Genomic DNA, 24,604 nt, shown 5'->3' with positions numbered 1-24,604 from the left:
CGTCCTATAGGACGTCAACGCTCGGACGTTGCGGGTTTCTTGGGGGCTATCGGTGGGGCCACTGCGCCGTCGCCGAGGGTGCCTGCCGTCTCGCCCCGGCCGGGCTTGGCATGATGCTCTGGCAGGGTGCGGTGGCGTTCGAGCTGTGGACCCCCTGCAAGAACAAGGAGAACCTCATGAGCATCCGACTGGTCACGGTGCGCGACGTCGTGCTGGGCGAAGGCATGCCGAAGGTCTGCGTTCCGGTCACCGCGCGCACGCATCCGGAGCTCGTGGCGCAGGCCGCCCTGGCGTCCGCAGCCGGGCCGGACCTGGTCGAATGGCGGGTCGACTTCTTCGACGAGGTCACCGACCCGGCGGCGGTCCTGAGCGCACTCGACGCGTTGCGTCGCGGGCTCGGCGAGATCCCGCTCGTCTTCACTTTCCGCAGCGCGCGCGAGGGTGGCCGGCGCGAGCTGCCCGAGGCCGAGTACGTCGCGCTGATCGAGCGGGCGTCCGCCAGCGGGTTCGTCGACGTCGTGGACGTGGAGCTGTTCACGTCCGAGGCGGCCGTGCGATCGGTCGTCGCGTCCGCGCACGCGCACGCGGTCGCCGCAATCGTCTCGAGCCACGACTTCGCCGCGACACCTCCGGCCGCCGAGCTCGTCGCCCGGCTGCGCCGGGCCCAGGAGCTCGGCGCGGACCTGCCCAAGCTCGCCGTGACGCCCACGAGCCCGCGGGACGTGCTCGCGCTGCTCGAGGCCACCTGGACGATGGCCAGCACCTACGCCGAGGTGCCGATCATCACGATGTCGATGGGCGGCGACGGCGTGATCACCCGCCTCGCCGGCGAGGTGTTCGGTTCGGCGCTGACCTTCGCGGCCGTCGGCGCGACCTCGGCGCCCGGTCAGGTCGACCTCGAGACCGTGGCCCGCGTGCTGGCCTTGATCCACGCGAACCGATAGGACTGGCCGGACTCCGCGAGATGGGAGTCGTTGTCCGGGGCAGCCGGCCGGCTCGACCTCAGTGCAGCCCTCCGTGCAGCCCTCAGTGCAGCGAAAGTGCACCAAAACGCCTCATTCACTGCACTTTGGATGCACAGAGCGCTGCACTGAGCCCGTCCACCCGCGGTGCTAAGGGTCGAGCCCGCCGTCGACGCTGACGGCCGCGGCCCGGCATCGACACCGACGGCCTCGGCCGGCCGCCCACGCGCTCGCGCCGCGAACGGGGAGTCGTTGTCGTATTTTCGCGATCTGAGGACAACAACTCCCATCTCGATGGCGTCCCGGGCCGGGCCGGGTCACCTGGGCTAGAGCGAGATCGCGGTGCTGGTGACGGCGCCTTCGCTGACCTCGGCGTACGCCGCTGCCAGGAGTGAGGGATCGGGGCCCTCGAGGGAGGACGGCTTGGCGATGTCTTCGAGCACGACGAAGCGCAGCAGGTCGCCGCGGGTCTTCTTGTCGCGCCGCATCGCGGACAACAGCTGCGTCCACTTGTCACCGCGGTAGGTCACCGGGAGCCCGACGGCGGTGAGGATCGCGCGGTGCCGGTCCACGACGTCGTCGGACAGGCGGCCCGCGAGCCGGGCGAGCTCCGCGGCGAACACCATGCCCACCGAGACGGCCGCGCCGTGGCGCCAGGCGAAGCGCTCCACGTGCTCGATCGCGTGCCCGAAGGTGTGTCCGTAGTTGAGGATCTCGCGCAGGCCCTGCTCGGTCAGGTCCTCCCCGACGACGCGTGCCTTGACCGCGATGGACCGCTCGATGAGCTCGAGCAGCACGTCCTCCCCCGCCGCGCCCTCGGCGAGGGTGCCGCCGCGCGCCACGATCCCGGTCGGGTCGGCCTCGATGATCTCGAGGATGCGCGGGTCGGCGATGAACCCGCACTTGATGACCTCGGCGAGCCCCGCGACGAAGTCGAACGTGGGCAGGGACTCGAGCGACGCGAGGTCGCACAGCACGCCGGCGGGCGGGTAGAACGTGCCGACGAGGTTCTTGCCCTCGGCGGTGTTGATGCCCGTCTTGCCGCCGACGGCCGCGTCGACCATGCCGAGCAGGGTCGTGGGGATGTGCACAACCTTGATGCCGCGGAGCCAGGTGGAGGCGATGAACCCGGCGACATCCGTCGTTGCACCGCCGCCGAGCGAGACGATCGCGTCCGAACGCGTGAAGTTCGACTGGCCGAGCACCTGCCAGCAGAACCCGGCGACCTCGAGGGTCTTGGCGCCCTCGGCGTCGGGCACCTCGGCGAGCAGCGCCTCGTAGCCCTGGGCCACCAGGTCCTCGCGGACCGCCTCCGCGGACGCCGACATCGCTGCGGGGCAGATGATCAGCACCCGCTGCACGCCGTCGCCGAGCAGGCGAGGAAGCTCGCCGAGCAGGCGCCGGCCGATCACGACGTCGTACGTCCGCTCACCCTTCACCGTCACCACGCGGGTCGCGGTCGCGTCGCGCGTGACGTGACCCTCGGGCTCGAGCGGCTCGCGGTTCGCGGTTCGCTCCGCGGCGGCCGTGTCCGCGGCGGCCGTGATCTCCCGAGCGACCTCGGCGGGCGTGCGGCCGTCGGTGTCGACCACCATGGTCGCGACCTGCTGGTAGATCGGCCGACGGCCCTCCATCAGCTCCTGCCATTTCGCGCGCGGGTTGCCCATCAGCAGCGGGCGCGCCTGGTTGAACCCGACGCGCGGCGCGGCGTGCGCGAGGGAGACGTCGAGGAAGACGACGATGCCGCCATCGGCCGCGTACTGCGCCAGCGCGTCCTGCGTCTGCGGGTGCAGCACCGAGCCGCCACCGAGGGCCAGCACGCCGTCGTGCTCCGCGAGAGCCGTCATGACCGCCGCGTGCTCGAGCTCGCGGAAATGGGCCTCGCCGTCGGCGGAGAAGATCTCGGGGATCGACCGGCCGGCGGCGCGCGCGATGTCGTCGTCGGTGTCCCGGGCGCGCACGCCCATCGCGGCGGCGAGGGCGCGAGCCACCGTCGTCTTGCCGGAGCCCATCGGGCCGACGAGGACGGCGCGCGGACGGGTGGCCGGGGAGCTAGGCGTGATTGGCACGCCCGGTACATTACCGTCGGCCCGATCCGGGCACCGGCGGTGCTTAGCAGGCGAAACGAGCCGAGCGCCTCACGCCTGGAGTGCGTCGAGGATCTCCTGGGCGACCTCGGCGGGGGTCCGTCCGTCGGTGTCGACCACGCGGGTCGCGACCTGGCGGTACACCGGCCGGCGCGCCTCCATCAGCTTCTGCCACTGCGAGCGGGGGTTGCCCATCGAGAGCGGTCGCGCCTGGTTGAACCCGACGCGCGGAGAGGCGTGGGCGAGGGAGACATCGAGGAAGACGACGACTCCGCCGAGCGCCGCATAAGCCGCGAGCGCGTCCTGCGCGCCCGGGTCGAGCACCGCGCCTCCGCCCAGCGCGAGGACGCCGTCGTGCACGGCGAGGGCGGTGAGGACCGCCTCGCGCTCGAGGTCACGGAACCGCGCGTCACCGTCATCGACGAAGATCTCGAAGATCGGCTTTCCGGCGGCGCGCTCGACGTCGGTGTCGGACTCGCGGACCGCGACGCCGAGCGCCTCGCCGAGCGCGCGCGCGACTGTCGACTTGCCGGAGCCGGGCGGACCGACGAGGACGACCTTGGGCGCGTGAGGGTTGGCTGGCACGCCCGGAGCGTACGCGTCAGCACAACCAACCCCCACCTGTCAGCCTCAGCGCGCACCACGGACCGCGCACGATCTGACAAGTCGGGGGGCCATTGAAGTGTCAGCCTCAGCGCGGGCCAGGGACCGCGCAACGGCTGACAAGTCGGGGGGTCAGCGCTGGAGTTCGGGGATCGCGTCGAGGTAGGTGCGCAGGTTCCGGGAGACCTCGCTGACCGAGTCTCCGCCGAACTTCTCGAGCAGCCCCTGGGCGAGCACCAGGGCGACCATCGCCTCGGCGACGACGGCGGCCGGCGGCACCGCGCAGACGTCCGAGCGCTGGTGCTGGGCCTTCGCCGGCTCGCCGCTCGCGGTGTCGACCGTCGCGAGCGCACGCGGCACCGTCGAGATCGGCTTCATCGCGGCGCGCACGCGCAGGATCTCCCCGTTGGACATGCCACCCTCGATGCCGCCCGCGCGGTTGGACCGGCGCCGGATCACGCCCGTCACCGCGTCGCGCTCCATCTCGTCGTGCGCGGCGGAGCCCCGCCGCGTCGCGGTGCGGAAGCCGTCGCCGACCTCGACGGCCTTGATCGCCTGGATGCCCATGAGTGCGCCCGCGAGGCGCGAGTCGAGGCGTCGGTCGGAATGCACGTAGCTGCCGATCCCGGACGGGAGTCCGTACGCGAGCACCTCCACGACCCCTCCGAGGGTGTCCCCCGCCTTCTGGCAGTCGTCGATCTCGGCGACCATCGCGGCCGACGTCGTCGGGTCCGCGCAGCGCACCGGGTCCGCGTCGAGGCGGCCGACGTCGTCCGGCACCGGCAGGGCGGCGTCGTCCGGCGCCGCGATCGGGCCGATCGCGACCACGTGGGAGACCAGGCGGATCCCCGCGGCCTGCTCGAGGAAGTGCGCGGCGAGCGTGCCGAGCGCGACGCGGGTCGCGGTCTCGCGGGCGGACGCGCGCTCGAGCACGGGACGCGCGTCGTCGAACGCGTACTTGCGCATGCCCACGAGGTCGGCGTGCCCGGGGCGCGGGCGGGTCAGCGGCGCGTTCCGCGCGCGATCGAGGAGCGCGGGGTCGACCGGGTCGGGCGACATGACGTCGACCCACTTGGGCCACTCGGTGTTACCGATCTCGATCGCGATCGGACCGCCCTGGGTGAGTCCGAGCCGCACCCCGCCGAGGATGCGCACCGCATCCTGCTCGAACTTCATCCTCGCCCCGCGCCCGTAGCCGAGCCGGCGGCGCGCGAGCGCGTCCTGGACCTCTTTCGTGGTGATCTCGACCCCCGCGGGGAGACCCTCGAGGATCCCGACCAACGACGGACCGTGCGACTCACCAGCAGTCAACCAACGCAGCATGGTGGGATCTTTTCACGCGGGTGACCGATGCAGACGCGGCGCCCGCGTCGTGGACCGGCGGGACTTTGCCGCGCGGGTGCGCGGTGAAGACGCGGCGCCCAGGTGGTGGACCGGGCGCCGCGCGTCTAGGAGGTGGCTCCGACCGGGTCCGGCTGAACGTAGGCGAAGCCGGTGATCGTCAGCTCCTGGTCACCGACGGACGTCGCCGGCTTGCCGCCGTTGGCGTCGGACTGCGTCAGCGCGGTGCCGGCGAGTCCCGCCACGAGGAAGAGACGGGGCGTCGACTTCTGCACGTCGTCAAGGAATGCGATCGTGCGCGCATAGGAACCGATCACGGTGATCGACAGCGGCATCGTCGTGAACCCGAGGGGTGCGGCCGGCCCGGAAGCGACGGGCGCGCTCGGGGCGGGCACGGTCGCCACCGGCTCCGTGGCGGGGGCGGGCGAGGCTTCGCCTGTCGTCGACGTGGGGGCGGCGGCGGGTGCCGCGACGACGACGGGGACAGGTGGCTCGAACGTCACCGGCGTACCGGCCGAGATCGCCGTGATGGTGACCGAGCGCGCCTTGGCGACCGCCGTCACCTGACGGATGTACGCCGCGAGCTGCGCGTCGGCGGGGACCTGGAGCCGGATTGCCGCCAGGTCAGCCTGGTACTCGGGCAACCTGGCGAAGTCTGCCTTGAGCGTCGTCATCTTGACCAAGAGCTGGTCGTTCTGCTGCCGCGTCGCTGAGGCCTGGTCTCGCGCCTGCGAGGCGGTCGAGAAGGTCGGCGCGATTGCCAGGAACCACGCCGCGGCCATGATCGCGAGCGCGGCGAAAACCGTCCCGCCGATCCAGGTGCTCTTCTTGGCGCCGTTCATGTCACTTGGTCCCGTCGGTCGCGGCGAACCGGTCGGCGTACGCCTGGTCGGTGAACTGCACGGTCGCCTGGACCACGTAGTAGGTGCTGGCGCCTTCCGAGGCCACGGTTGCCGCGGACACGAAGGAGTCGGACAGCCCGGGGACGGAATCGAGCGCATCCATCCACGCGGCCGAGTCGGGGAGCGTGGCGGATCGCGCGGTGAAGGCGATCTTTCCGACACTCACCGCCTGGAGCGGGTCGGTCGGCGCCTCCGCCTCGACCATCGGCGTGGCGCCGCTGACGCTGAGCTTGTCGATGCTCACGCCGCGGGGCAGGACCGCCCCCATCGCTTCGAGCAGCGGCTTCCAGCTCACCTCGGTGGACATGCCCAACGCGCGCGCCGTCCGCACCTTCCCGAGCGCGTCGAGGACCTTCGGGACCTCGGCGTACTTCGTCGTCTCGCGGTTGAGCCGGGCGGTCTCGTTCTGCGCCACACCGAGCTCGGTGTTGGCTTGGGACACGGACACCAGCCCGAATCCGAATACCCCGATACACACCACCACCGTGACCACGAGGCTGATCCCGAGCCAGTGCTTGACCTTGCGCAACCCCCGCGCGGCGCGCACCTCGGGCGGCAGGAGGTTGACCTGCGGGCGCGCCGGGCCGAGCGCGGTGCTCCGGGTCTTCGGGGGTGCGAGCAGGGCGGTCATGCGGCAACTCCAAAGGCCAGGCCGACCGACATGGCGACCAACGATTCGGATCCATTCAGGCTCGCGCGGTCGACGGTCTTGGCCATCCTGAGCCCCGACAGCGGGTCACCGAGCGTCACCGGCAGCCGGCTCGCACTCGACAGGAACTGCCCGAACCCCGGCAGATGAGCGCCACCGCCCGTGAGGATCGCCACGTCGATGCCTGCGCCCGGGTTGTTGCCCGCGTAGTAGACGAAGGTGTTGCGGACCGACTCGACGAGCATGCGGGTCACCCCGCTGATCGCCTCGGCGGCCTCGGCATGCTCGGGGCCGATGGAGTACCCGATACCGACCTCGCGCTTGACCGTCTCGGCCTCGGCGGCGGCGATGCCCAGCGCGCTCGCGACGGCGGTGGTGACGTTCAGCCCGCCCGACGGCAGGGTCCGCACGAGCCGCGGCACGCCCTTGGCCGAGATCACGACGTTCGTGATGCTCGCGCCGATGTCGACCAGGGCGACCGTCTGGTCGGCGAACTCGCCACGCACGATGGCGCGCAGCAGCGCGAACCCGTTGAGGTCGACCATCATGGCGTGCAGGCCGGCACCCTCGACCGCCAGCACGTTCGCGTTGACGGTGTCCCGCTGCGCGGCGACGAGCATGCCGCGGAACGTGCGGCCGATGTCCGTCTCGTACTCACCGGTGGGGTAGTAGTCCAGCAGCGCCTCGTCCGTCGACATCGGGAGGAGCTCCTTCACCTGGAAGGGCAACGACGCCCGGATCTGCGCGAGCGGCATCCACGGCAGGTCGAGCTCGCGCACGACGACGCGCTGGTTCCCGACGCCGATCACCACGTTCTTCGTGCTGAAGCCGGCCTCCTGCCAAAGCTGGCGCAGGGCGGTGGCGACGGTGCTGGGCTCGGCGACCTCGCCGTCGCGCACCGCACCGAGCGGCAGCGGCACCTGGTCGATATGCAGGAGCTTGGGGGCGGAGCCACCGCCGCTGAACTCGAGCTCGGCTGCCCGCACCGCCGTCGTGCCGATGTCGAGCCCCACCACGCGGGTTGTCGCCACAGTGCCGTCCCCTCTCGATGACTTCCACTGTGCCTATCGGGCGTCACCGAGCAGTTCTTAGCCTTCGCGGGGACAGGGGCGAAGCGTTCCCGCGCGGTCAGACCATCAGGCCAAGGTAGGCCGACCAGATCGGCTCCCCCGCCGCGATCCCGATCGCGGCTCCGGCGAGCATCCACGGCCCGAACGGGATCCCGGACTTACGGGTCGCGAGACGGGCTGCGAGCAGCGCGATGGAGAAGACACCACCGACGAGGAAGGCCGAGAACGCGCCCACGACCAGCGCACCCCAGCCGATCCACGCGAGATAGAGGCCGAGCACGCCTGCGAGCTTCACGTCCCCGAAGCCCATCCCGGCCGGGTAGACGAGGGCAAGCAGGAAGTACATGGCGAACAGCCCAGCCCCACCGATCAGCGCGCGCACCAGGGCGCCCCAGTCAGCGGTCCCACCCGGGTCGGCACTCGCCAGCGCAAGCAGCACCAGGCCGACGCCGTAGGCGGGCAGCACGATCACATCGGGAAGCCGATGCACGTCGAGGTCGATCATGGCCAGGGCCACCGCGATGGCCGCGAGGTAGAGGAAGGCCGGGAGGTCCCACGTCAGGCCGAACTGCCAGGCGACCAGGACGAAGATCAGCCCGGTACCTGCCTCGACCAGGGGGTACCGCCGCGAGATCGGCGCGTTGCAGTCCCGGCACCGGGCCCGCAGCACGAGCCACGACAGGACGGGCACGTTGTCACGTGGGCGGATCGGGTGGCCGCACACCGGGCAGGCGCTCGGCGGCGCCACGATCGACTCGCGACGTGGCACGCGCCAGATGACGACGTTGAGGAACGAGCCGACCGCAAGGCCGAGCAGCAGCACGAAACACATGAGGAACACAGTTTCGACGGACACGTCAGCTCCAACCCCCTGCGGTCATCCGCCAGAGTAGTCAAGCCAGAGCGACGTCGTGATGACACTGCTGAACGGCGCGTCGGAGTTGGGGTCGAAGTAGACGGCGGGGTTCTTGACCTCCGACGTCGTGATCAGGCCGCCCGAGCCGCTCGGGGTCGGGCACTTGTCCGCCGAGACGACCGCGCCGACGGCGCCGGCGCTCGAAGTCTCCAGCTGGATCTGGTCGCCCGCGACGAACATCCCGCTGACCACCGGCGGGCCGACGCTCCCCGCGCTGAAGTTGGCATGGGTCACGATGTCGGTGTCCGCGAACATCCACAGGTTGTGGTAAGCCGGGGTCGAGAGCGTGAAGTGGTCCCAGTTGATGTTCCCGTAGGCCTTCGAGGCGCAGTTCGCGACGTTCTCGGCCTCGGCCACGAGGGTCATCCGGGGGAACACGGTGTTGCCGGGGCCGACGTCGATGTTGCCGTGGTACGCGTAGTAGGTCCCGCTGAGCGCGTTGTTGGTCGCGGTCCAGGTGCGGCTCGAGCTGTCGAACGTCCAGCCACGGACCTGCTGGGACGTCGTCGCGGTGCCGATCGAGGTCGCCGACGTGCAGGGGCCGGCCGCCGAGTATGGGCGGACCGAACCGTCGACCACGCCGGCGACCGTCGTGCTGCACAGGTCGTACCAGTCGACGACGGCGGCCGCGTCGCTGGTCGCGGCCCCGTCGTAGAAGGTGCGCGCACTGACCGCGGGGATCGCCTCGGCGGCCGTCTGGGTCACCGTGCCGCCGGGGTTGAGGGCGAAGTTGTTCGAGGAGAACGTCGACCCGACGGTGCTCGACACGAGGCCCGAGACCGACGGGTTACCGGTGCCGGTCACGGTGGAGTTCGAGTGCACCGTCGCCTCCTTCGGGTCGATGCCGTAGGCGGCGGTGACGGTCGTGCTCGACGAGATCGCGAGCGGCCCGTTGGTGAGGATCGCGTGCGCCGGGCGGTACGGCATGAACACGTACTCCGACTTGATGAGCCGGGTCCGCGACTTCGGACTGGCGAACGACGGGATGGCGGAGAGCGCGTAGACGCGCCCGTACTTGACGTTCGTCGAGACCGGCTTGAGGACGACGTACTGGCCGCCGTCACCGGCCTGGGTGCACGTCCCCGAGGCGACCACGGCCAGCAGCTGGGCGCGGGCCCAGGACCGCTCGGCATTCTCGGTCGTGAAGATCCCGCCGGCGCCCTCGCCGCTGGACGGGAAGCTCACCGCCGTGCCGGCGCACCACCGCGTGGGCTCGACGGCCGAGACCGGCCCGGGGGCGGGGTAGTCCGCGTTGCGCGAGGTGTAGGCCCCCTGGACCTCCGACAGCACCCGGTCGACGCCGGTCTCGGAGAGCGCGAGAGAGGTCTCGTAGCCGTTGCGCTGCCTGCTCTGCGAGACGCCGTTGACGGCCAGTGCGGTCGCGGTGGCCGCGAGCACGAACACGAACAGCGAGATCCCGATGATAAGGATCAGGCCGAGGCCGCCGTCGCCGGCCGCTCGCGCCCGGACCTGGTGACGAATCCAGCGGATCATGGCCCTATCCCTTGTTACGTAGCCGGGCGGAGAACGCGACCCAGCGCGGGGCTGCGCCGCGCCCGACGATCGAGTCGTACTTCATCTTGAGGTTCACCTGTCGCGCGGTTGCCGCACTGCCCGTGTCGTACGTGAAGGCGAGCCGCACGATCAGCGAGGAAGCCTGGCGGTGGGCAATGCCGCCGGTACCGGCGGTCCGCCAGACGTCGAAGTGGTTGTCGACGGGGTTCTTCTGCAGCCGCCAGGTGACGACCTCGCTCGCCTGGCGCAGGTAGTCCGAGTTGGAGTCGATCCAGAGCTGGAGATGGGCGACGCAACCCGGGTCGCCGCTCAGCGGATCACCCAGGTCCGCGAGACCGCCGTCGCACTCCGCCGCGCGGGACTCGCGGATGTCCCTGCCGAGCCGGTCGAGGATCACCTTGGCGTCCGCCAGGCCCTTCTCCTCGTCGTCCGTGTGGGTCAGCACGCGGGTGGCCTGGATGACGGCCGAGACCACCAGCGAGGAGACCACGGCGAGCAGCAGCATGGTCACCATCAGCTCGATCAGGGTGACCCCGCGGTCCCCGCGCGCGGCCTTGGCTCGCACGCGCCTGAAGTACGCGGTCACTTGATCCCGATCGTGAACGTCGCCGGGAACTGCGTGGCGACGTCGTAGCCGAGGCGCACCGAGTCCGCTCCCCAGGTGACGACCCGGACGCCGAGCCAGCCGTTCTTCACGATCTGCTTGTCGACGACGTCCGGCAGCTTGACGTAGAACTCCTGGAAGCCTGCGCACGTGAGGGTCCCGAGCGTCGCGTCCTTCTCGGCGAGCACCGTTCGGGTCAGCCCGGTGGCGCTCCCGGTCGCGGAGTAGAGCACGACCTTGATCGGCACGGTCGCCCCGGTGCCTCCGGACCGCGCGGCCCACAGGTGCAGCACGCCGGTCCCGTCGGCCTTCACCTTGGCCCCGTACTGCAGCGCCCAGTCGGCGTACTTCTGGCCGCCGGTCAGCGCGATCACGGCAGCGGCGGTCGGCGCGGCGGCCCCGGTCGGGGCCATCACCCGCCCGGTGGCGGTGGCACTGACGTCCGTCGAGAAGTGCGCCAGGATCGGCTCGTCCCCCGCCACGGAGTTGAAGTACATCTGCGGCTGGAGGGTCGTGTCGCCGACGCCGTCGTTGTGCACGACGTACTGCTGCTGCGTGTAGCCCGCGCGCATGGCATTCGGGGTCTCGACGGTCGCCGCGGCGCAGGTGGTCTCGGTGGTGACCGGTGGGACCACCGGCGGCGGCGGGGGCGGCGGGATGACCGCGCCCGAGGTGACGATGGCGGTCGCGACGACCGACTTCGCGGCCCCGGATGCGGTGGGCTGCCCGACCGACGTCGCCGTGACCGTCCGCACCGTCGTGCCCAGCGCCTCGGTCGGAGAGGTGAGGTGGGTGAGGAAGAACCGGAACGTCGTGCTCGGATCGATGCGCCCGGTGTCGACGATGCCGTCGCCCGTCGTGTCGGTCAGCGGATGATCGATGCTCGTGTCGAGGTAGCCGTCGGCGGGGACCGTGTCGCCGTACAGGCTCCAGCCGGTCGTGGCGCCCGTCAGGGCGAGATTCCAGCGGTCGGTGGCGCCCTGGTTCGTCAGGGTGAGCGTGTAGTCCAGCGAGCCGCTCTGATTGACGGTGTGCGTCGCGACCGGCAGGTCGAGCTTGAACACCGGCAGGGGCAGCCCCCGCTGGGTGTAGGCGATCGCGGTCGACATGGACCTCGTCTTGAGGACCCCCTTGCTCTGCCAGGTGACGTACACCGTGGCGCGCCGGGCCTGGCCGACCGGCTGGTCCGCCATCTGGGTGATGTAGCGCGAGACGGTGAACGCGGTCAGGTTCGTCTCAGCGTTGTTCAGCACGGTCGTGTGCGGGTTGACGCCGCCCGCGGTCGCGGTCAGCACCGGTTCGAGGACGCCATCGACCGAGAGGCACTTCGGCGCGCCGCAGCCTGAGCTGACCAGGCGCGTGTCGCCCGCGACATCGGTGGCGACGTTGGACAGCGACCCGAAGTTCAGCGCCCGGAGGTTCTCGACCTCGCGCGTCATGAAGTCGGTGGCCTGCTGGTTCTGCCGGCCGAAGAGCGACGCCTGGACGGACACGATGAGCGTCGTCGCGAGCGCGCCGAAGATGACGCCCGCGATCAGCAGCGCAACCACGGCCTCGATGAGGCTGAACCCGGCGTCGCCGCCGAGACGACGTCGTGCACGCAGTCGGTTGATCACAGCCCCTCCTCTCGATGGTGACTCGTCGGTCCGGGTCGAAGGAGCGGGACGAAAGGGTGAGATCCCTTCCGTCCCGCTCCTTCCTTAGGCGGCTATCTCAGACATCCGCGGGCCGGTCAGAAGACGCAGGCTGCACCCTTGACCGGAATGCCGGCGTCGCTGTCGTAGCTCCAGGAGAAGTTGGACTTCGAGCACACCGTGAGGACGTACTTCGTCCCACCGGTGCCGACGGCGGCGTGCGCGTCCACCGAGGCGACGGACGGCTTGAAGCCCGCGGCGGTGAGGTCGGCGAGCACGGAGCTGTAGGTGCTGGTGTCCGTCAGAACGGTCTCCTCGGCCGTGGCCATGTTCTTCAGGTCGGACTTCGCGGCAGCGTCCCAACCCTTCTGGCGCTGGTTGAGGAAGACCGGGATCGCGATCGCGGCAAGGATGCCGATGATGATGATGACGACGAGGAGTTCGATAAGGGTGAATCCCTTTTCCTTCTCGTCCATGGACTTTCGAATTCGAGCGATCATTGGGGGCTCCGTTCGGGTCGAGCTGAGGATGGATGCTGTCGCTGTGGAGTACCGGTGCGGACCGGCGGTTACCTTCGAGGAGCACATCGGCCGGACCGGGGCTGGATTGAGGGATCCGGGGGCACCGGCGCGGGCGTTCACCCGATCAGGGTGCGACCGTTCGGGTCCGGTGCAGGTCAGCCGATCAGGTCGAAGATCTTGAAGATCGGCATGTACATCGCGATGATCATTCCGCCGATGATGACGCCGATGATCGCGATCATCAGCGGCTCGATGAGCGAGGTCAGTGCCTCGGTAGTCGCCTCGACCTCCTGGTCGTAGAACTCCGAGATCTTCTCGAGCATCGTGTCCAGCGCACCGGTGTCTTCCCCGACCGCCATCATCTGCACGACCATCGGGGGGAACACGGCGTGCTTCGACAGCGGTCCCGACAGCGACTCCCCGCGCCGGACCGACTCGCCCACGTCCCGCGCGGCGCGCTCGATGATGATGTTCCCGCTCGTCTCGCCGACAATGTCCAGCGCCTGCAGGATCGGGACCCCGGCGTGGATCATCGTGCCGAAGTTGCGCGTGAAGCGCGACACCGCGATCTTTTTGAACAGCATGCCGAAGATCGGCACCTTGAGCTTGATCGGGTCCATCCGCTCGCGGACCCCCCGGTCGTTCTTGTGCTTGCCCCACCAGGACGAGAAGGCGATGAACGCCACGAGCAGAATGGGTGCCGCCCATTTCATGACCGCTGACAGCATCACCAGGATGCGGGTCGGCAACGGCAGCTGGCCGCCGAGCCCGTCGAACATGGACGCGAAGACGGGCACGATGAAGAGCAGCATGCCGACCGTGGCCAGAATCGCCATGATGAAGACCATCACCGGGTAGGTCATGGCGCTCTTGATCTTGCCGCGCAGCTTGACCTCCGCCTCGAAGTTCTGCGCGATCGAGTTCAGCACCTGGTCGAGGAAGCCCCCGATCTCACCTGCCTTGACCATGTTGATCATCAACGGGGGGAAGACGTCCGTTCGCTTGGCGAGCGCCACCGACAGCGCCGAGCCGGTCTCCACGTCCACCCGGACCTGACCGACCACGCGGGCCAGAGGCTTGCTCTCGGTCTGCTCCGCCAGGATCCCCAACGCCCGGATGAGCGAGAGACCCGCGTTGATCATCGTCGCGAGCTGACGCGCGAGGATGGCCAGGTCCTTCAGGGTGATCTTGTCGCCGAACCCGGGGATCTTGATCTCCCGCGACATCCCGGAGCTCTGCACCTCGCCGATCGAGATCGGGGCGAGCCCCATGATCTGCAGCCGGTTGGCGACCGCGGCCTGGTTGTGCGCCTCGAGGCGGCCCTTGATGAGCTTTCCGGACCGGTTGCGGACCGCGTACTCATAGATCTTGGTCGTCGGCTCGGCGGCCATCAGAACGCCTGCAGCGGGAATGCGTTGGCGCCGCCGAGACCCGCCGCGCCCTGCGACCCACCGGAGAACCGACCGGTCAACCGGTTGAAGTCCTCGATGTGCTGGCACTTCTCGAGCCCGGACTCGTACGCGATCTTTCCGGACTTCACCAGCTCGGCGAGGTGCTGGTCCATCGTGTGCATGCCGTGCTGCGCACCCGCCTGCATGGACGAGTAGATCTGGTGCGTCTTGCCCTCGCGGATGAGGTTGCGGATGGCGGGGGTGGCCATCATGACCTCGGTGGCGACGACTCGACCGGGCGCGTCGGCCCGCTTGCACAGCGTCTGGCACACGACGCCCTGGATGGCGCCCGCGAGCTGGGTGCGCACCTGCGCCTGCTGATGGCTCGGAAACACGTCGATCACCCGGTCGATCGTCTGCGCCGCGTCCTGGGTGTGCAGCGTCGCGAACACGAGGTGCCCGGTCTCGGCGGCGGTGAGTGCGACCGAGATCGTCTCGAGGTCGCGCATCTCCCCGACCAGGATGATGTCGGGGTCCTGGCGAAGCACGTGCTTGAGCGCGTTCGCGAACGAGTGCGTGTCGGTCCCGACCTCGCGCTGGTTGATCAGCGACTTCTTGTGCCGGTGCAGGAACTCGATCGGGTCCTCGACCGTCATGATGTGGTCCGTGCGGGTGCGGTTCGCGAGGTCGACGATCGCGGCGAGCGTGGTCGACTTCCCCGAGCCGGTCGAGCCCGTCACGAGCACCAGTCCGCGCGGCAGGCCGGCGAACGTCCCGACGACGGGCGGCATGCCCAGCTCCTCGAGCGGCTTGATCTCGTACGGGATGACCCGGAATGCCGCGCCCAGGGAGTCCCGCTGCTGGTACAGGTTCACCCGGAAGCGGGCTTCACCGCGCAGCGCGTAGGCGAAGTCGAACTCCAGCTCGGCCTCGAACGTCTCGCGCTGGCGCTGGGTGAGGATCGCGTAGAGGCTCCGCTGGAGCGACTCCGCCTCGAGCACGCCGAATCCCTCGAGGGGTTGCAGAGCGCCGTTCAGCCGGATCATCGGCGTGGAGTGCACGGTCAGGTGGAGGTCGGACGCACCGGCGATCACCATGGCCCGCAGCGCCGCATCGAGCTGGACGTCGGAGACCTCCAAGCTGGCGCTCATGCCGACCCGGCGCCCGGGCACGGGTGGCGACGGCGGCGCCTGGGCGGCGACGGTTCGCAACGGGGCGACGCCGTGCACGGGCGGGTAGGTCTGCCCCGTGCGCGGCGCGGGGGTCTTGCTCGGGCCAGCGCCCGACGGGAACAACTCGCTCACGGTTCCGTCTCCACATCTCGGTCAGACCCACGGCATTCGCGCCAGATGGTCGGCGCCGGGAGTGCGGCACGCACCCTCGTCTTTCTATCGACTCCCAGGACCTGGGTTTTGAGGGAAACCACGTCAGTTCACGACCCGCAGGATCTCCTCGATGGAGGTCAGTCCCAGGCCGACCTTTCGCCAGCCGTCCTCGCGCAGCGGCACCATCCCCTCCTCACGTGCGGTGCGGGCGATGTCCGCACTCGAGGAGTGCGCGACGGCGTGCCGTTCGATGTCCTCGGTGACCCGCATCACCTCGTGCAGCGCGATGCGTCCCCGGTACCCCGTCTTGGAGCACGTCACGCAGCCCACCGCCTTGTACAGGATCGGGATCTCGTCGCCCGGCTGCCACGGGAAGCGGCACGCGGCCAGCTCGACCTCGGTTGGTTCGTAGGGCTGCTTGCACTTCTCGCACAGCTTGCGGGCGAGGCGCTGGGCCACGACGGCGTCCAGCGCCGAGCCGACGAGGAACGGCTCGATGCCCATCTCGATGAGCCGCGTGATGGCGCTCGGCGCGTCGTTCGTGTGCAGGGTCGAGAGCACCAGGTGCCCCGTCAGCGCGGCCTCGATGGCAATCTGCGCGGTCTCGTGGTCACGGATCTCGCCCAGCAGCACCACGTCCGGGTCCGATCGCAGGATCGAGCGGAGCGCACCGGCGAACGTCAGGCCCGCCTTGGGGTTCACCTGCACCTGGTTGATCCCCGCCAGGCGGTATTCGACCGGGTCCTCGACCGTGATCACGTTGATCTCGGGCCGGGAGACCGCGTTCAGCGTGGCGTACAGGGTGGTCGACTTGCCCGATCCCGTCGGGCCGGTGACCAGGATCATCCCGTAGGGCTTGGTGTAGGAGGCCCGGTACACCTCGTAGTTCTCATCGAGGAACGACAGGTCGCGCAGGTCGAGGCTGGCCGTGGAGTTGTCCAGGATTCGCATCACGATCTTCTCGCCCCACACGGTGGGCAGGGTCGCCACGCGCAGGTCGATCTTGCGGCGCTCGTGCACGATCGACATGCGACCGTCCTGGGGCTTGCGCCGTTCGGAGATGTCGATGTCAGCCATGATCTTCACGCGCGAGATCACCCCGCTCTGGATCTGCTTCGGCGCGCGCTGGGTCTCGTGCAGCACGCCGTCGATCCGGTAACGGACCCGCAGGTCGTTCTCCGCAGGCTCGATGTGGATGTCCGAGGCACGGTCGGTGATCGCCTGCGTCACCAGCAGGTTCACGAAGCGGACGATCGGCGCGTCGCTGTCCACGAAGTTGCCGACCCGGGCGAGGTCGGGCTCGCCCTTGTCCTCGTCCTCGAACGCGGAGGACAGGTCCTCCATCTCGCCGTCGGACCGGCAGTACCGGTCGATCGCGCGCATCAGGTTGTCGTGCGTGGCCACGACCGTCCGCACCGGCATCCCCGACATCGTTCGCACGTCGTCGACGGCGACCACGTTGCCCGGGTTCGCCGACGCGAGCACGAGGAAGCCGCCCTCGATCGCGATGGGCAGCACCACGTGCCGCCGGCAGAGCGCCGCCGGCACCTGACCCACTGCCAGGCGATCGACCGGGTACTCGTCCAGGTCAATGAACTCCATGCCGACCTGGCTGGCCAGCGCCTGCACGAGCTGGGACTCGGTCAGGATCCCGATCTCCACCAACGTGCGTCCCAGCGACAGCCCCCGGATCGTCTGCTCGTCGAGGGCCGCCATCAGCTGCCCCTCCGTGACGAGCCCCTCGTCCATGAGGATCTCCCCGAGCTGCTTCACGGCTTTCCTCTCGTCTTGTGCCCCGCCTGTCCTGCAAATCTCATCGGCAGGTGGGTGGCACTACGTAGGAGTTGCCGCAGGTCAAAAGGGGGGATCCACGTGCGCAGGGACGCGGGACGCCGCAGTGGGGCGACTATTCCTGCGTCAGGCACGGTCCGTTCCGGGGAGCTGCTACGCGTCGAGTCCAGCAAGCAGCGCGCGCTCCATCGCCTCGAACGGCGCGAGCCGCCCGGTCATCAGCCTGACCTGCTCGACCGCCTGGTGCAGCAGCATCCGTTCACCGCCGACGGCGGCTCCCCCGGCCCGTTCCCAGGCGAGGCCCAGCGCCGTCGGCCGGGGGTCGTAGGCGACGTCGAGCAGCACCCCGGTCACCTCAGGTCCCGCCGCGACGACGGCGGCGAGGTCGTCGGCCCCGTGCGCGGGCAGCGTCGAGACGATCAGATCCGCGTCGACGAGCTCGTCGCCCGCCCGGTCGAGCAGCCGGTAGTGCGGCTCGACGCCCATCCGGTGCGCGGCACGCATCAGAGAGCCGATCCGCGCCATCGAGCGGACGTAGACCACCGGCGTCGGGCAGCCCAGCTGGGCGAGCGCGGCGAGCGCCGACGCCGCCGTCGCCCCGGCCCCCAGCACGGCGGCGGTCCGGCGCACACCGGCGGTCGCCGGCAGCCGCTCGCGCAGCGCGGTCACGATGCCGTACACGTCGGTGTTCGCCCCGACCAGCACGGGGCGAGCGCCGCCGGCCTGGACGAGCACGGTATTCACCGCGCCGACCACCTCGGCGAGCGGCTCGATGTGGTCGAGCATGGGCAGCACGGTCGCCTTGAGCGGCATCGTCAGGCTCAGGCCCGCCCACGACCCGTCGAGCCCCGCGACGAAGTCGGCAAGCTGCTCCGAGGTCACGTCCAGCGCGTCGTACCGCCAGCCGGCCAGTCCGAGGGCGTCGTACGCCGCCAGGTGCAGCGCCGGCGAGAGGGAATGGGCAATGGGGTGCCCGAGCACCGCGGCGCGGCGCCCGGTGAGGTCGGTCGGGCTCACCCGGGGTGCTTCTCCTGCCAGGCGCGCAGCTTCTGCACGTTGGCGTTGTGGTCGTTGAGGTTGTCCGCGAAGAGCGTCTCGCCGGTGTCGAGATTGACGGTGACCCAGTACAGCCAGTTGCCGATCGCCGGTGAGAGCACCGCGGCGATCGCCTTCGGCCCGGGCGACGCGATCGGGGAGGGCGGCAGGCCGGTCACCCGGTACAGGTTGTAGGTGCTGTTCGAGTTCTTGTCCGCGTTCGTCAGGCCGGTGCCGGGTCGGCCGAGGCCGTAGGCGAGCGAGGAGTCGATGTCCAGCGGCATCTCGCGGCCCAGCCGGTTGTCGATCGCGCGGGCGATCTTGGGCAGGTCCTGCGGCAGGCGTCCCTCGCGCTCGACGAGCGAGGCCCTGATCAGCACCTTCTCGCGCTGGTTGGCCGGCACGGAGAGGTCGTCGAGCTCGGAGATCGTCTTGGTGACCATCTGCTTGAGGATCTGGGTCGCGGTCGACTTCGGCTCGAAGGAGTACGTCGCCGCACCCAGCCAGCCCTCGGCGTTGCCGCCGGCCTCGGCCGGCAGCCCGATCGCCTTGCCCTTCGCGGCCGCCTTGAGGTCCGGGATCGGGATCGTCGTGACGGACGAGACCTTCTCGAAGATCTGCGAAGCGGTCAGTCCCTCCTGCACGGTCACCGTGTACGAGACGCGCTTCTTCGCGTCGAGCAAGGCGGTCACCGCGTCGGACGCCTTCATCTCGAGCTTGAGCTCATAGGTGCCGGACTGGATCGACGCGCCATGGGGGTTCGCCGACTGCGCGGAGGTGAAGGAGTCCTGCGTGGCGACCACACCGGCCTTGACCAGCGCAGCGCCGATAGCGGTACCCGTCTCACCGGGGCTCACCACGACCTGCGCGGTCCCGTGACCGGGACCCGGGTAGTCGCTGACCCCGTTCTTCGCGGACGACGCGCCGTCGAACAACGGCGCCAGGAAACCGACGACGACGTACGCCGCCCCGGCGAGCAGCAGCAGGGCGACGACAACCACGAAGTTGCGCCGACGGCGTTTGCGCCGCTTGGCGGCCTTTGCCGCCTTGCCCGCGCCGCGACGACCCGAGCGGGAGACCTCCGTCGGGGGCAGGCTCGCGCGCGGATCCGGGTCCGCGAAGATCTCGCTCACGGTCGTCGCCCCTCCGTCCTTCATCGCGGGCCACTGCATACCGGTTCCAGTGTGACGCCCTTCGGACTTCTCGCCTCGCACCCTCACCGCTCCGTCATCTCGCCCGCTGGGGAATCGACCTGGACCGGCTCACCGGCGCGCACGCCCGTCGCGCGCTCCGTCTCCAGGGCCGACTGCAGGATCACCACGGCTGCGGCCTGGTCGATCACCTGACGATGGGTCCGTCCGGATCGTCCCGACTCGTGCAGCGCACGGTGTGCGGATACCGTACTCATTCGTTCGTCGACAAGGCGAACCGCGACCGGCGCGATCGCCGTCGCGAGCAGGTCGGCATAGCTGCGCACGGCCTCCGACGACGCCCCCTCGGCCCCCGAGAGGTGCATGGGCAGGCCGACGTACACCACGGCGGCACGACGCTCGCCGACCTCGCGCACGATCCGTGACAGCGACGAGCGGCGGGCGAGGGTCTGCACCGGCGTGGCGATCAGCCCGTCGGGGTCGCTCGTCGCCAGGCCGACCCGCACCGTGCCGACATCGACCCCGAGGCGTGTTCCCCGCACCAGGGCCGTCGCCGTGTCGTCCGCCGCCTCGCCCACGTCAGGCCTTGCCCGCTCCGGCCTGCGCCGCGATACCGGCCAGGGCGCCGCCGAGGGCGGCGGGGTCGGTGCCACCTCCCTGCGCCAGGTCGTCCTTGCCGCCACCGCCACCGCCGAGCACCTTCGACGCCGTGCGCACCAGGGCCCCTGCCCGGATGCCGCGGCCGCGCGCGCCAGAGTTGGTCGCGACGACCACGAGCGGGCGGTCCTTGCTCACGCCGCCGATCGCGACGACGGCGGGCTCGGACTCACCGAGCCGCCCGCGGATGTCGAGCGCGAGCGCCCGCAGGTCGTCCGCCGAGGCGACCTCGCCGGCGTCGTGCGCCACGACCCGGACGCCGTCGCCCGACGTCGTCGCGCGGTCCGCCAGGTCCGCCGCGGCCCCGAGCAGCTGGGCCTGCCGCATCCCGGCGAGCTCCTTCTCGGCGTCCTTCAACCGGCCGAGGAGCGCGCTGACGCGGTCCGGCAGGTCGTCCGTGCGCACGTTGAGCAGGCCGGTCAGCTGGCCGACGAGCGCGTGCTCCTTGGCGCCGAAGCCGTACGCGCCGTCGCCCACGAGCGCATCGACGCGCCGGACGCCGGAGCCGATCGAGGACTCCCCGAGCAGCGTGACCAGGCCGAGCTGGCCGGAGCGGCGCACGTGGGTGCCCGCGCACAGCTCGCGGGACCACTCGCCGCCGATCGAGACGACCCGGACCCGGTCGCCGTACTTCTCGCCGAACAGCGCCATCGCGCCCGAGGCGCGGGCGGCGTCGAGCGTCATGATCTGGTCGGTGACCTCGAGGTCCTCCGAAAGCCGGGTGTTGACCCGCTCCTCGATCTCCTGCAATGCGCCCGCGGGCAGGCCCGCGCCGTGCCGGAAGTCGAACCGGATGCGGCTCGGGGCGTTCTCCGAACCCGCCTGCGTCGCGGTCTCCCCGAGCGCCTCGCGCACGGCCTTGTGCACCATGTGGGTCGCGGAGTGCGCCTTGCTGATCGCCTTGCGGCGCTCGACGTCGATCTGCGCGGTGCCCGAATCGCCGACCGTGAGGGTGCCGTCCACGAGCCGGCCGCGGTGCACGGACATGCCCTTGATGGGCGCCTGCACGTCGTCGACCTCGATCGTCGCGCCGGAGTCGAGCTGGAGCGTGCCCTGGTCGGCGAGCTGGCCGCCCGCCTCGGCGTAGAACGGCGTGCGGTCCAGGATGAGCTCGACGTCGGCGGGTGCGGTCGCGGCCGGGGCCGGCACGCCGTCGACCAGCAGCGCCTCGACGCGGACCCGCGCCGTCTGCTCGGTGTACCCGAGGAACTCGACCGGCGCCGCGAGCTCGCGCTGCAGCTTCTGGTAGGCCTGGGTGCCCACCGCCCCGGTCTTCTTCGCGAGCGCGTCGGCGCGCGCCCGCGTTCGCTGCTCCTGCATCAGGGTGCGGAACGCCTTCTCGTCCACGGCCACGCCCTGCTCGGCGGCCATCTCCAGAGTCAGGTCGATCGGGAATCCGTAGGTGTCGTGCAGGGTGAACGCCTGCTCGCCGGTGAGCAGCGGCGTCGCGCCGGGCGCGACGGTCCCACTTGCCGTGATCGCTACAGAGGCAACAACCGACGCTGACGCTGACGCCTGCTTCGCGGCGACGACCTCGGCGTCGAAGATCGTGGTCCCGGACACCAGGGTGCGCGCGAACGCCTCCTCCTCCGCGTACGCGACGCGGCTGATGCGCTCGAACGTGGTGGCGACCTCGGGGTAGGAGCCCGCCATCGCGTCGCGCGAGACGGGGAACAGCGTGGGGAAGGTCCTGCCCTCGACGCCGAGCAGCCGCATCGAGCGCACCGTGCGGCGCAGCAGCCGGCGCAGCACGTAGCCGCGACCCTCGTTGGACGGCACGACGCCGTCGCTGATCAGCATGAGCGCCGAGCGCACGTGGTCCGCGACCACGCGCATGCGCACGTCGTCGTCGTGGTTCGCGCCGTAGGTACGCCCCGAGAGCTCCTGCGCGGCGAGGATGACACCGAACACCTCGTCGATCTCGTACAGGTTGTCCACGCCCTGGAGCAGGAACGCGACGCGCTCGAGGCCCATGCCGGTGTCGATGTTCTTCTGGCTCAGCTCGCGGACGATCCGGAAATCCTCCTTGCCGCGGACCTCGTCGATCGCGTACTGCATGAAGACCAGGTTCCAGATCTCGATGTAGCGCTCTTCATCGACGATCGGACCGCCCTCGGCGCCGTACTCCGGGCCGCGGTCGATGTAGATCTCCGAGCACGGCCCCGCCGGGCCCGCGGCACCGGTGTGCCAGTAGTTGTCCTTCTTGCCGCGACGCTGGATGCGCTCGTCGGGCAGGTGCGCGATGTCCTTCCAGAGCGCGAACGCCTCGTCGTCGTCGTGATAGACGGTGACCCAGAGGACCTCGGGGTCGAAGCCGTAGCCGCCGTCGGCCTGGGGCGTGGTGATCAGCTCCCACGCGAAGCGGATCGCCCCCTCCTTGAAGTAGTCGCCGAAGGAGAAGTTGCCGTTCATCTGGAAGAACGTGCCGTGCCGCGTGGTCTTGCCGACCTCTTCGATGTCGAGGGTCCGCACGCACTTCTGCACGCTGGTCGCGCGCTGCCACGGCGGGGTGCGCTCGCCGACCATGTACGGGATGAACGGCACCATGCCGGCGACGGTGAACAGCAGCGAGGGATCCTCGGAGATCAGCGAGGCCGAGGGCACGACCGTGTGGCCGCGGCTCTCGAAGAAGTCGAGCCAACGCTGGCGGATCTCGGCGGTGCGCATGTCTACCTCAAAGTCGGTCGTTCGCGAAGGGTGCGGCGAGTGCGGGGGGGTGCAGAGGTCAGTAGAACGAGTACCCGAGCTCGCCGTCGTCGTCGTCCTGGGGCTCGGCGCCCCGATGGCGACGGCGCTCGGTGCCCGACGGCGAGCGGTGGCCGGGCCCGGAGCTGCCGGCTCGCTGGGCCCGCCACTCGTCGGTGCGTTTGCGGGCCTCGTCGAGGTCGACGTCGCCGAGCAGGTCGTGGCGCAGCTCGGCCTCGCGCTCGGCCAGGCCGGCGGAGAACTCCGAGCGCGCGTGACGCAGGGCCCCGCCGAGCCCGCCGACGATCCCCGCGGCGCGGGCGACGCCGGGCGGGGTGTGCGCCTCGATCAGGGCGCTGCTCTTGCGGATCACGATCACCGTCGCGACGGCGCCGATCCCGATCCAGAACAGGCGCTTCACTTCGACGTCCGGCGTTGGCCCGCCAGGCCGCCGAAGGCGCGTCGGGTCGCGTAGGAGAGCGCGGCGACCTTGACCATCGGGCCGCCGACGGTCGCGGCGAACAGCGACGTCAGCGCCGAGACGTTCTCGCTCACCTGCGCGGCGGCCGTGGTGATGGTGTCGACCTTGACGAGCTGGGCGTTCGTCGAGGCGACGGTCGATGCGGTCTCGTCGAGGATCGGCACCGAGTGCTCGGTGAGCTCCCGGACCGAGGTGCGGGCCTCGTCGAGCACCCGACCCAGCTTGACGAGCGGGAGCGCGAGCGCGCCCACGAGAAAGACGAAAGCGACCGCCCCGATCAGACCCGCGAGGTCTCCCACCGACATGTTTCTCCTCCACGAACGTTGCGGAACGCCCTGCCTGGACGCCCGGCGAACCGCCTGAAACCTTACCCGGATACGCGAACACCCCGCCCCCTGCCGGTGACGGCTGGGAACGGGGCGCTGCGGTTCAGAACTGGATCAGCGGGCGTAGTACTCGACGACCAGCTGGACCTCGCAGGTCACGGGGACCTCGACGCGCTTCGGGCGACGCGTCAGCACGGCGGTCAGCTTCTCGAGCTGGACCTCCAGGTACGGCGGCACGATCGGCAGGACGTCGCGGTGGGCGCCAGCTGCGGCGACCTGGAACGGGACGGTGCCCTGGCTCTTCGGCTTGACCTGGATGGTCTGGCCCGGCTTCACGCGGAACGACGGGCGGTCCACGATCTCGCCGTCGACCAGCAGGTGACGGTGCACGACGATCTGGCGCGCCTGCAGGATGGTGCGGGCGAAGCCGGAGCGCAGGACGAGCGCGTCGAGACGCGTCTCGAGCAGCTCGACCAGGGCCTCACCGGTCAGGCCCTTCTCCTTGCGAGCGTCTTCGAAGGCGCGGGCCATCTGCTTCTCGCGGATGCCGTACTGGGCGCGCAGGCGCTGCTTCTCGCGCAGGCGGACCGCGTAGTCCGACTCGGTGCGGCGACGCGCGCGGCCGTGCTCGCCGGGCGGGTAGGGACGCTTCTCGAAGTGCTTGACGGCCTTGGGCGTGAGGGCCAGGCCCAGGGCGCGGGAAAGACGCACCTGACGGCGCGAACGGGTCACACTGCTCACTAGCGATACTTCCTGTCGTTGTGGACGTCACACCCGCGCAAGGAGTCCCGGCGGGCGTGGGGCCGACCAATGCGTTGATCGCGACCGACGGACTGTGCGTCCGCTGGTCCGCTCTCGCGCGGCTAAGGCCCCAGGTTGTCGCCGGTGGGAGACGAACCCCCGCCGGACAACCCGAGAATCTTACCGCACCCCCGCCCTCCGCCTCCCCGCCCCCGCC

22 protein-coding genes are annotated in these 24,604 nt (G+C 70.3%); 1 reads left to right on the top strand and 21 read right to left on the bottom strand.

Annotated features, from left to right (window positions below):
* On the top strand, positions 1-944 hold a 944-nt coding region (aroD, locus tag VIM26_RS03185), incomplete at its 5' end, for a type I 3-dehydroquinate dehydratase (RefSeq protein WP_331948876.1).
* 344 nt (positions 945-1,288) lie between these two features.
* Here aroD and aroB read toward each other — a convergent pair.
* The 21 genes from aroB to rpsD all read right to left on the bottom strand — a co-directional run bounded on the left by aroB (position 1,289) and on the right by rpsD (position 24,387).
* A complete protein-coding gene (aroB, locus tag VIM26_RS03180) occupies positions 1,289-2,974 on the bottom strand; it encodes a 3-dehydroquinate synthase (RefSeq protein ID WP_414696434.1) in 1,686 nt (561 codons plus the stop codon).
* 126 nt (positions 2,975-3,100) lie between these two features.
* Positions 3,101-3,634, bottom strand: coding sequence for a shikimate kinase (locus VIM26_RS03170; RefSeq protein WP_331948875.1), 534 nt, complete (start codon positions 3,632-3,634; stop codon positions 3,101-3,103).
* Between the two features lie 150 nt (positions 3,635-3,784).
* A complete protein-coding gene (gene aroC / locus VIM26_RS03165) occupies positions 3,785-4,975 on the bottom strand; it encodes a chorismate synthase (RefSeq protein ID WP_331948874.1) in 1,191 nt (396 codons plus the stop codon).
* A gap of 125 nt (positions 4,976-5,100) precedes the next feature.
* On the bottom strand, positions 5,101-5,835 hold the full coding sequence (locus tag VIM26_RS03160) for a hypothetical protein (RefSeq protein WP_331948872.1): 735 nt from the start codon (positions 5,833-5,835) through the stop codon (positions 5,101-5,103).
* Between the two features lies 1 nt (position 5,836).
* Positions 5,837-6,526 (bottom strand): fimbrial assembly protein, encoded by a 690-nt coding sequence (locus tag VIM26_RS03155; RefSeq protein ID WP_331948871.1) that lies wholly within the window; start codon positions 6,524-6,526, stop codon positions 5,837-5,839.
* On the bottom strand, positions 6,523-7,575 hold the full coding sequence (gene pilM / locus VIM26_RS03150) for a type IV pilus assembly protein PilM (RefSeq protein WP_331948870.1): 1,053 nt from the start codon (positions 7,573-7,575) through the stop codon (positions 6,523-6,525). The genes VIM26_RS03155 and pilM overlap by 4 nt, the downstream gene beginning before the upstream one ends.
* A 97-nt stretch (positions 7,576-7,672) precedes the next feature.
* Positions 7,673-8,446: a prepilin peptidase gene (locus VIM26_RS03145; RefSeq protein ID WP_331948877.1), complete on the bottom strand. Its 774-nt coding sequence runs from the start codon at positions 8,444-8,446 to the stop codon at positions 7,673-7,675.
* 45 nt (positions 8,447-8,491) lie between these two features.
* Positions 8,492-10,024, bottom strand: coding sequence for a hypothetical protein (locus VIM26_RS03140; protein WP_331948869.1), 1,533 nt, complete (start codon positions 10,022-10,024; stop codon positions 8,492-8,494).
* Positions 10,025-10,028: 4 nt separating this feature from the next.
* Positions 10,029-10,631, bottom strand: coding sequence for a prepilin-type N-terminal cleavage/methylation domain-containing protein (locus VIM26_RS03135; RefSeq protein WP_331948868.1), 603 nt, complete (start codon positions 10,629-10,631; stop codon positions 10,029-10,031).
* Positions 10,628-12,265 (bottom strand): hypothetical protein, encoded by a 1,638-nt coding sequence (locus VIM26_RS03130; protein ID WP_331948867.1) that lies wholly within the window; start codon positions 12,263-12,265, stop codon positions 10,628-10,630. The genes VIM26_RS03135 and VIM26_RS03130 overlap by 4 nt, the downstream gene beginning before the upstream one ends.
* A gap of 116 nt (positions 12,266-12,381) precedes the next feature.
* A complete protein-coding gene (locus VIM26_RS03125) occupies positions 12,382-12,783 on the bottom strand; it encodes a prepilin-type N-terminal cleavage/methylation domain-containing protein (protein WP_331948866.1) in 402 nt (133 codons plus the stop codon).
* Positions 12,784-12,959: 176 nt separating this feature from the next.
* Positions 12,960-14,195, bottom strand: coding sequence for a type II secretion system F family protein (locus VIM26_RS03120; RefSeq protein WP_331948865.1), 1,236 nt, complete (start codon positions 14,193-14,195; stop codon positions 12,960-12,962).
* Entirely contained in the window at positions 14,195-15,499 is a 1,305-nt protein-coding gene (locus tag VIM26_RS03115; protein WP_331948864.1) for a type IV pilus twitching motility protein PilT, read from the bottom strand. Before VIM26_RS03115 ends, VIM26_RS03120 begins: the two co-directional genes overlap by 1 nt.
* A 123-nt stretch (positions 15,500-15,622) precedes the next feature.
* Complete coding sequence (locus VIM26_RS03110; protein ID WP_331948863.1) at positions 15,623-17,293, bottom strand: GspE/PulE family protein; 1,671 nt, start codon at positions 17,291-17,293, stop codon at positions 15,623-15,625.
* A 171-nt stretch (positions 17,294-17,464) separates the two neighbouring features.
* Positions 17,465-18,328 (bottom strand): shikimate dehydrogenase, encoded by an 864-nt coding sequence (locus VIM26_RS03105; protein ID WP_331948862.1) that lies wholly within the window; start codon positions 18,326-18,328, stop codon positions 17,465-17,467.
* Positions 18,325-19,479, bottom strand: a complete 1,155-nt coding sequence (mltG, locus tag VIM26_RS03100) for an endolytic transglycosylase MltG (RefSeq protein WP_331948861.1) — start codon at positions 19,477-19,479, stop codon at positions 18,325-18,327. The genes VIM26_RS03105 and mltG overlap by 4 nt, the downstream gene beginning before the upstream one ends.
* An 83-nt stretch (positions 19,480-19,562) precedes the next feature.
* Positions 19,563-20,075 (bottom strand): Holliday junction resolvase RuvX, encoded by a 513-nt coding sequence (gene ruvX, locus VIM26_RS03095; protein ID WP_331948860.1) that lies wholly within the window; start codon positions 20,073-20,075, stop codon positions 19,563-19,565.
* A 1-nt stretch (position 20,076) separates the two neighbouring features.
* Positions 20,077-22,821: an alanine--tRNA ligase gene (gene alaS, locus VIM26_RS03090; RefSeq protein WP_331948859.1), complete on the bottom strand. Its 2,745-nt coding sequence runs from the start codon at positions 22,819-22,821 to the stop codon at positions 20,077-20,079.
* Positions 22,822-22,879: 58 nt separating this feature from the next.
* Positions 22,880-23,260 (bottom strand): hypothetical protein, encoded by a 381-nt coding sequence (locus tag VIM26_RS03085; protein WP_331948858.1) that lies wholly within the window; start codon positions 23,258-23,260, stop codon positions 22,880-22,882.
* Positions 23,257-23,625 (bottom strand): DUF948 domain-containing protein, encoded by a 369-nt coding sequence (locus VIM26_RS03080; protein ID WP_331948857.1) that lies wholly within the window; start codon positions 23,623-23,625, stop codon positions 23,257-23,259. The genes VIM26_RS03085 and VIM26_RS03080 overlap by 4 nt, the downstream gene beginning before the upstream one ends.
* Before the next feature lie 135 nt (positions 23,626-23,760).
* Positions 23,761-24,387, bottom strand: coding sequence for a 30S ribosomal protein S4 (rpsD, locus tag VIM26_RS03075; RefSeq protein ID WP_331948856.1), 627 nt, complete (start codon positions 24,385-24,387; stop codon positions 23,761-23,763).
* Positions 24,388-24,604: the final 217 nt, after the last annotated feature.

The organism is Pengzhenrongella sp. (genome assembly GCF_036565025.1).
Lineage (GTDB): Bacteria > Actinomycetota > Actinomycetes > Actinomycetales > Cellulomonadaceae > Pengzhenrongella.
Note: the sequence above shows the minus strand (reverse complement) of the source record. Positions and strands in the feature narration are given on the sequence as shown.

Bases quoted from the DNA above. Each gene is read 5' to 3' on its own strand.
- VIM26_RS03155 (WP_331948871.1), bottom strand. From the start codon at position 6,526: ATGACCGCCCTGCTCGCACCCCCGAAGACCCGGAGCACCGCGCTCGGC.
- VIM26_RS03145 (WP_331948877.1), bottom strand. From the start codon at position 8,446: ATGTGTTTCGTGCTGCTGCTCGGCCTTGCGGTCGGCTCGTTCCTCAAC.
- VIM26_RS03160 (WP_331948872.1), bottom strand. From the start codon at position 5,835: ATGAACGGCGCCAAGAAGAGCACCTGGATCGGCGGGACGGTTTTCGCC.
- aroC (WP_331948874.1), bottom strand. From the start codon at position 4,975: ATGCTGCGTTGGTTGACTGCTGGTGAGTCGCACGGTCCGTCGTTGGTC.
- VIM26_RS03140 (WP_331948869.1), bottom strand. From the start codon at position 10,024: ATGATCCGCTGGATTCGTCACCAGGTCCGGGCGCGAGCGGCCGGCGAC.
- aroB (WP_414696434.1), bottom strand. From the start codon at position 2,974: ATGGGCTCCGGCAAGACGACGGTGGCTCGCGCCCTCGCCGCCGCGATG.
- alaS (WP_331948859.1), bottom strand. From the start codon at position 22,821: ATGCGCACCGCCGAGATCCGCCAGCGTTGGCTCGACTTCTTCGAGAGC.
- VIM26_RS03120 (WP_331948865.1), bottom strand. From the start codon at position 14,195: ATGGCCGCCGAGCCGACGACCAAGATCTATGAGTACGCGGTCCGCAAC.
- VIM26_RS03080 (WP_331948857.1), bottom strand. From the start codon at position 23,625: ATGTCGGTGGGAGACCTCGCGGGTCTGATCGGGGCGGTCGCTTTCGTC.
- VIM26_RS03125 (WP_331948866.1), bottom strand. From the start codon at position 12,783: ATGATCGCTCGAATTCGAAAGTCCATGGACGAGAAGGAAAAGGGATTC.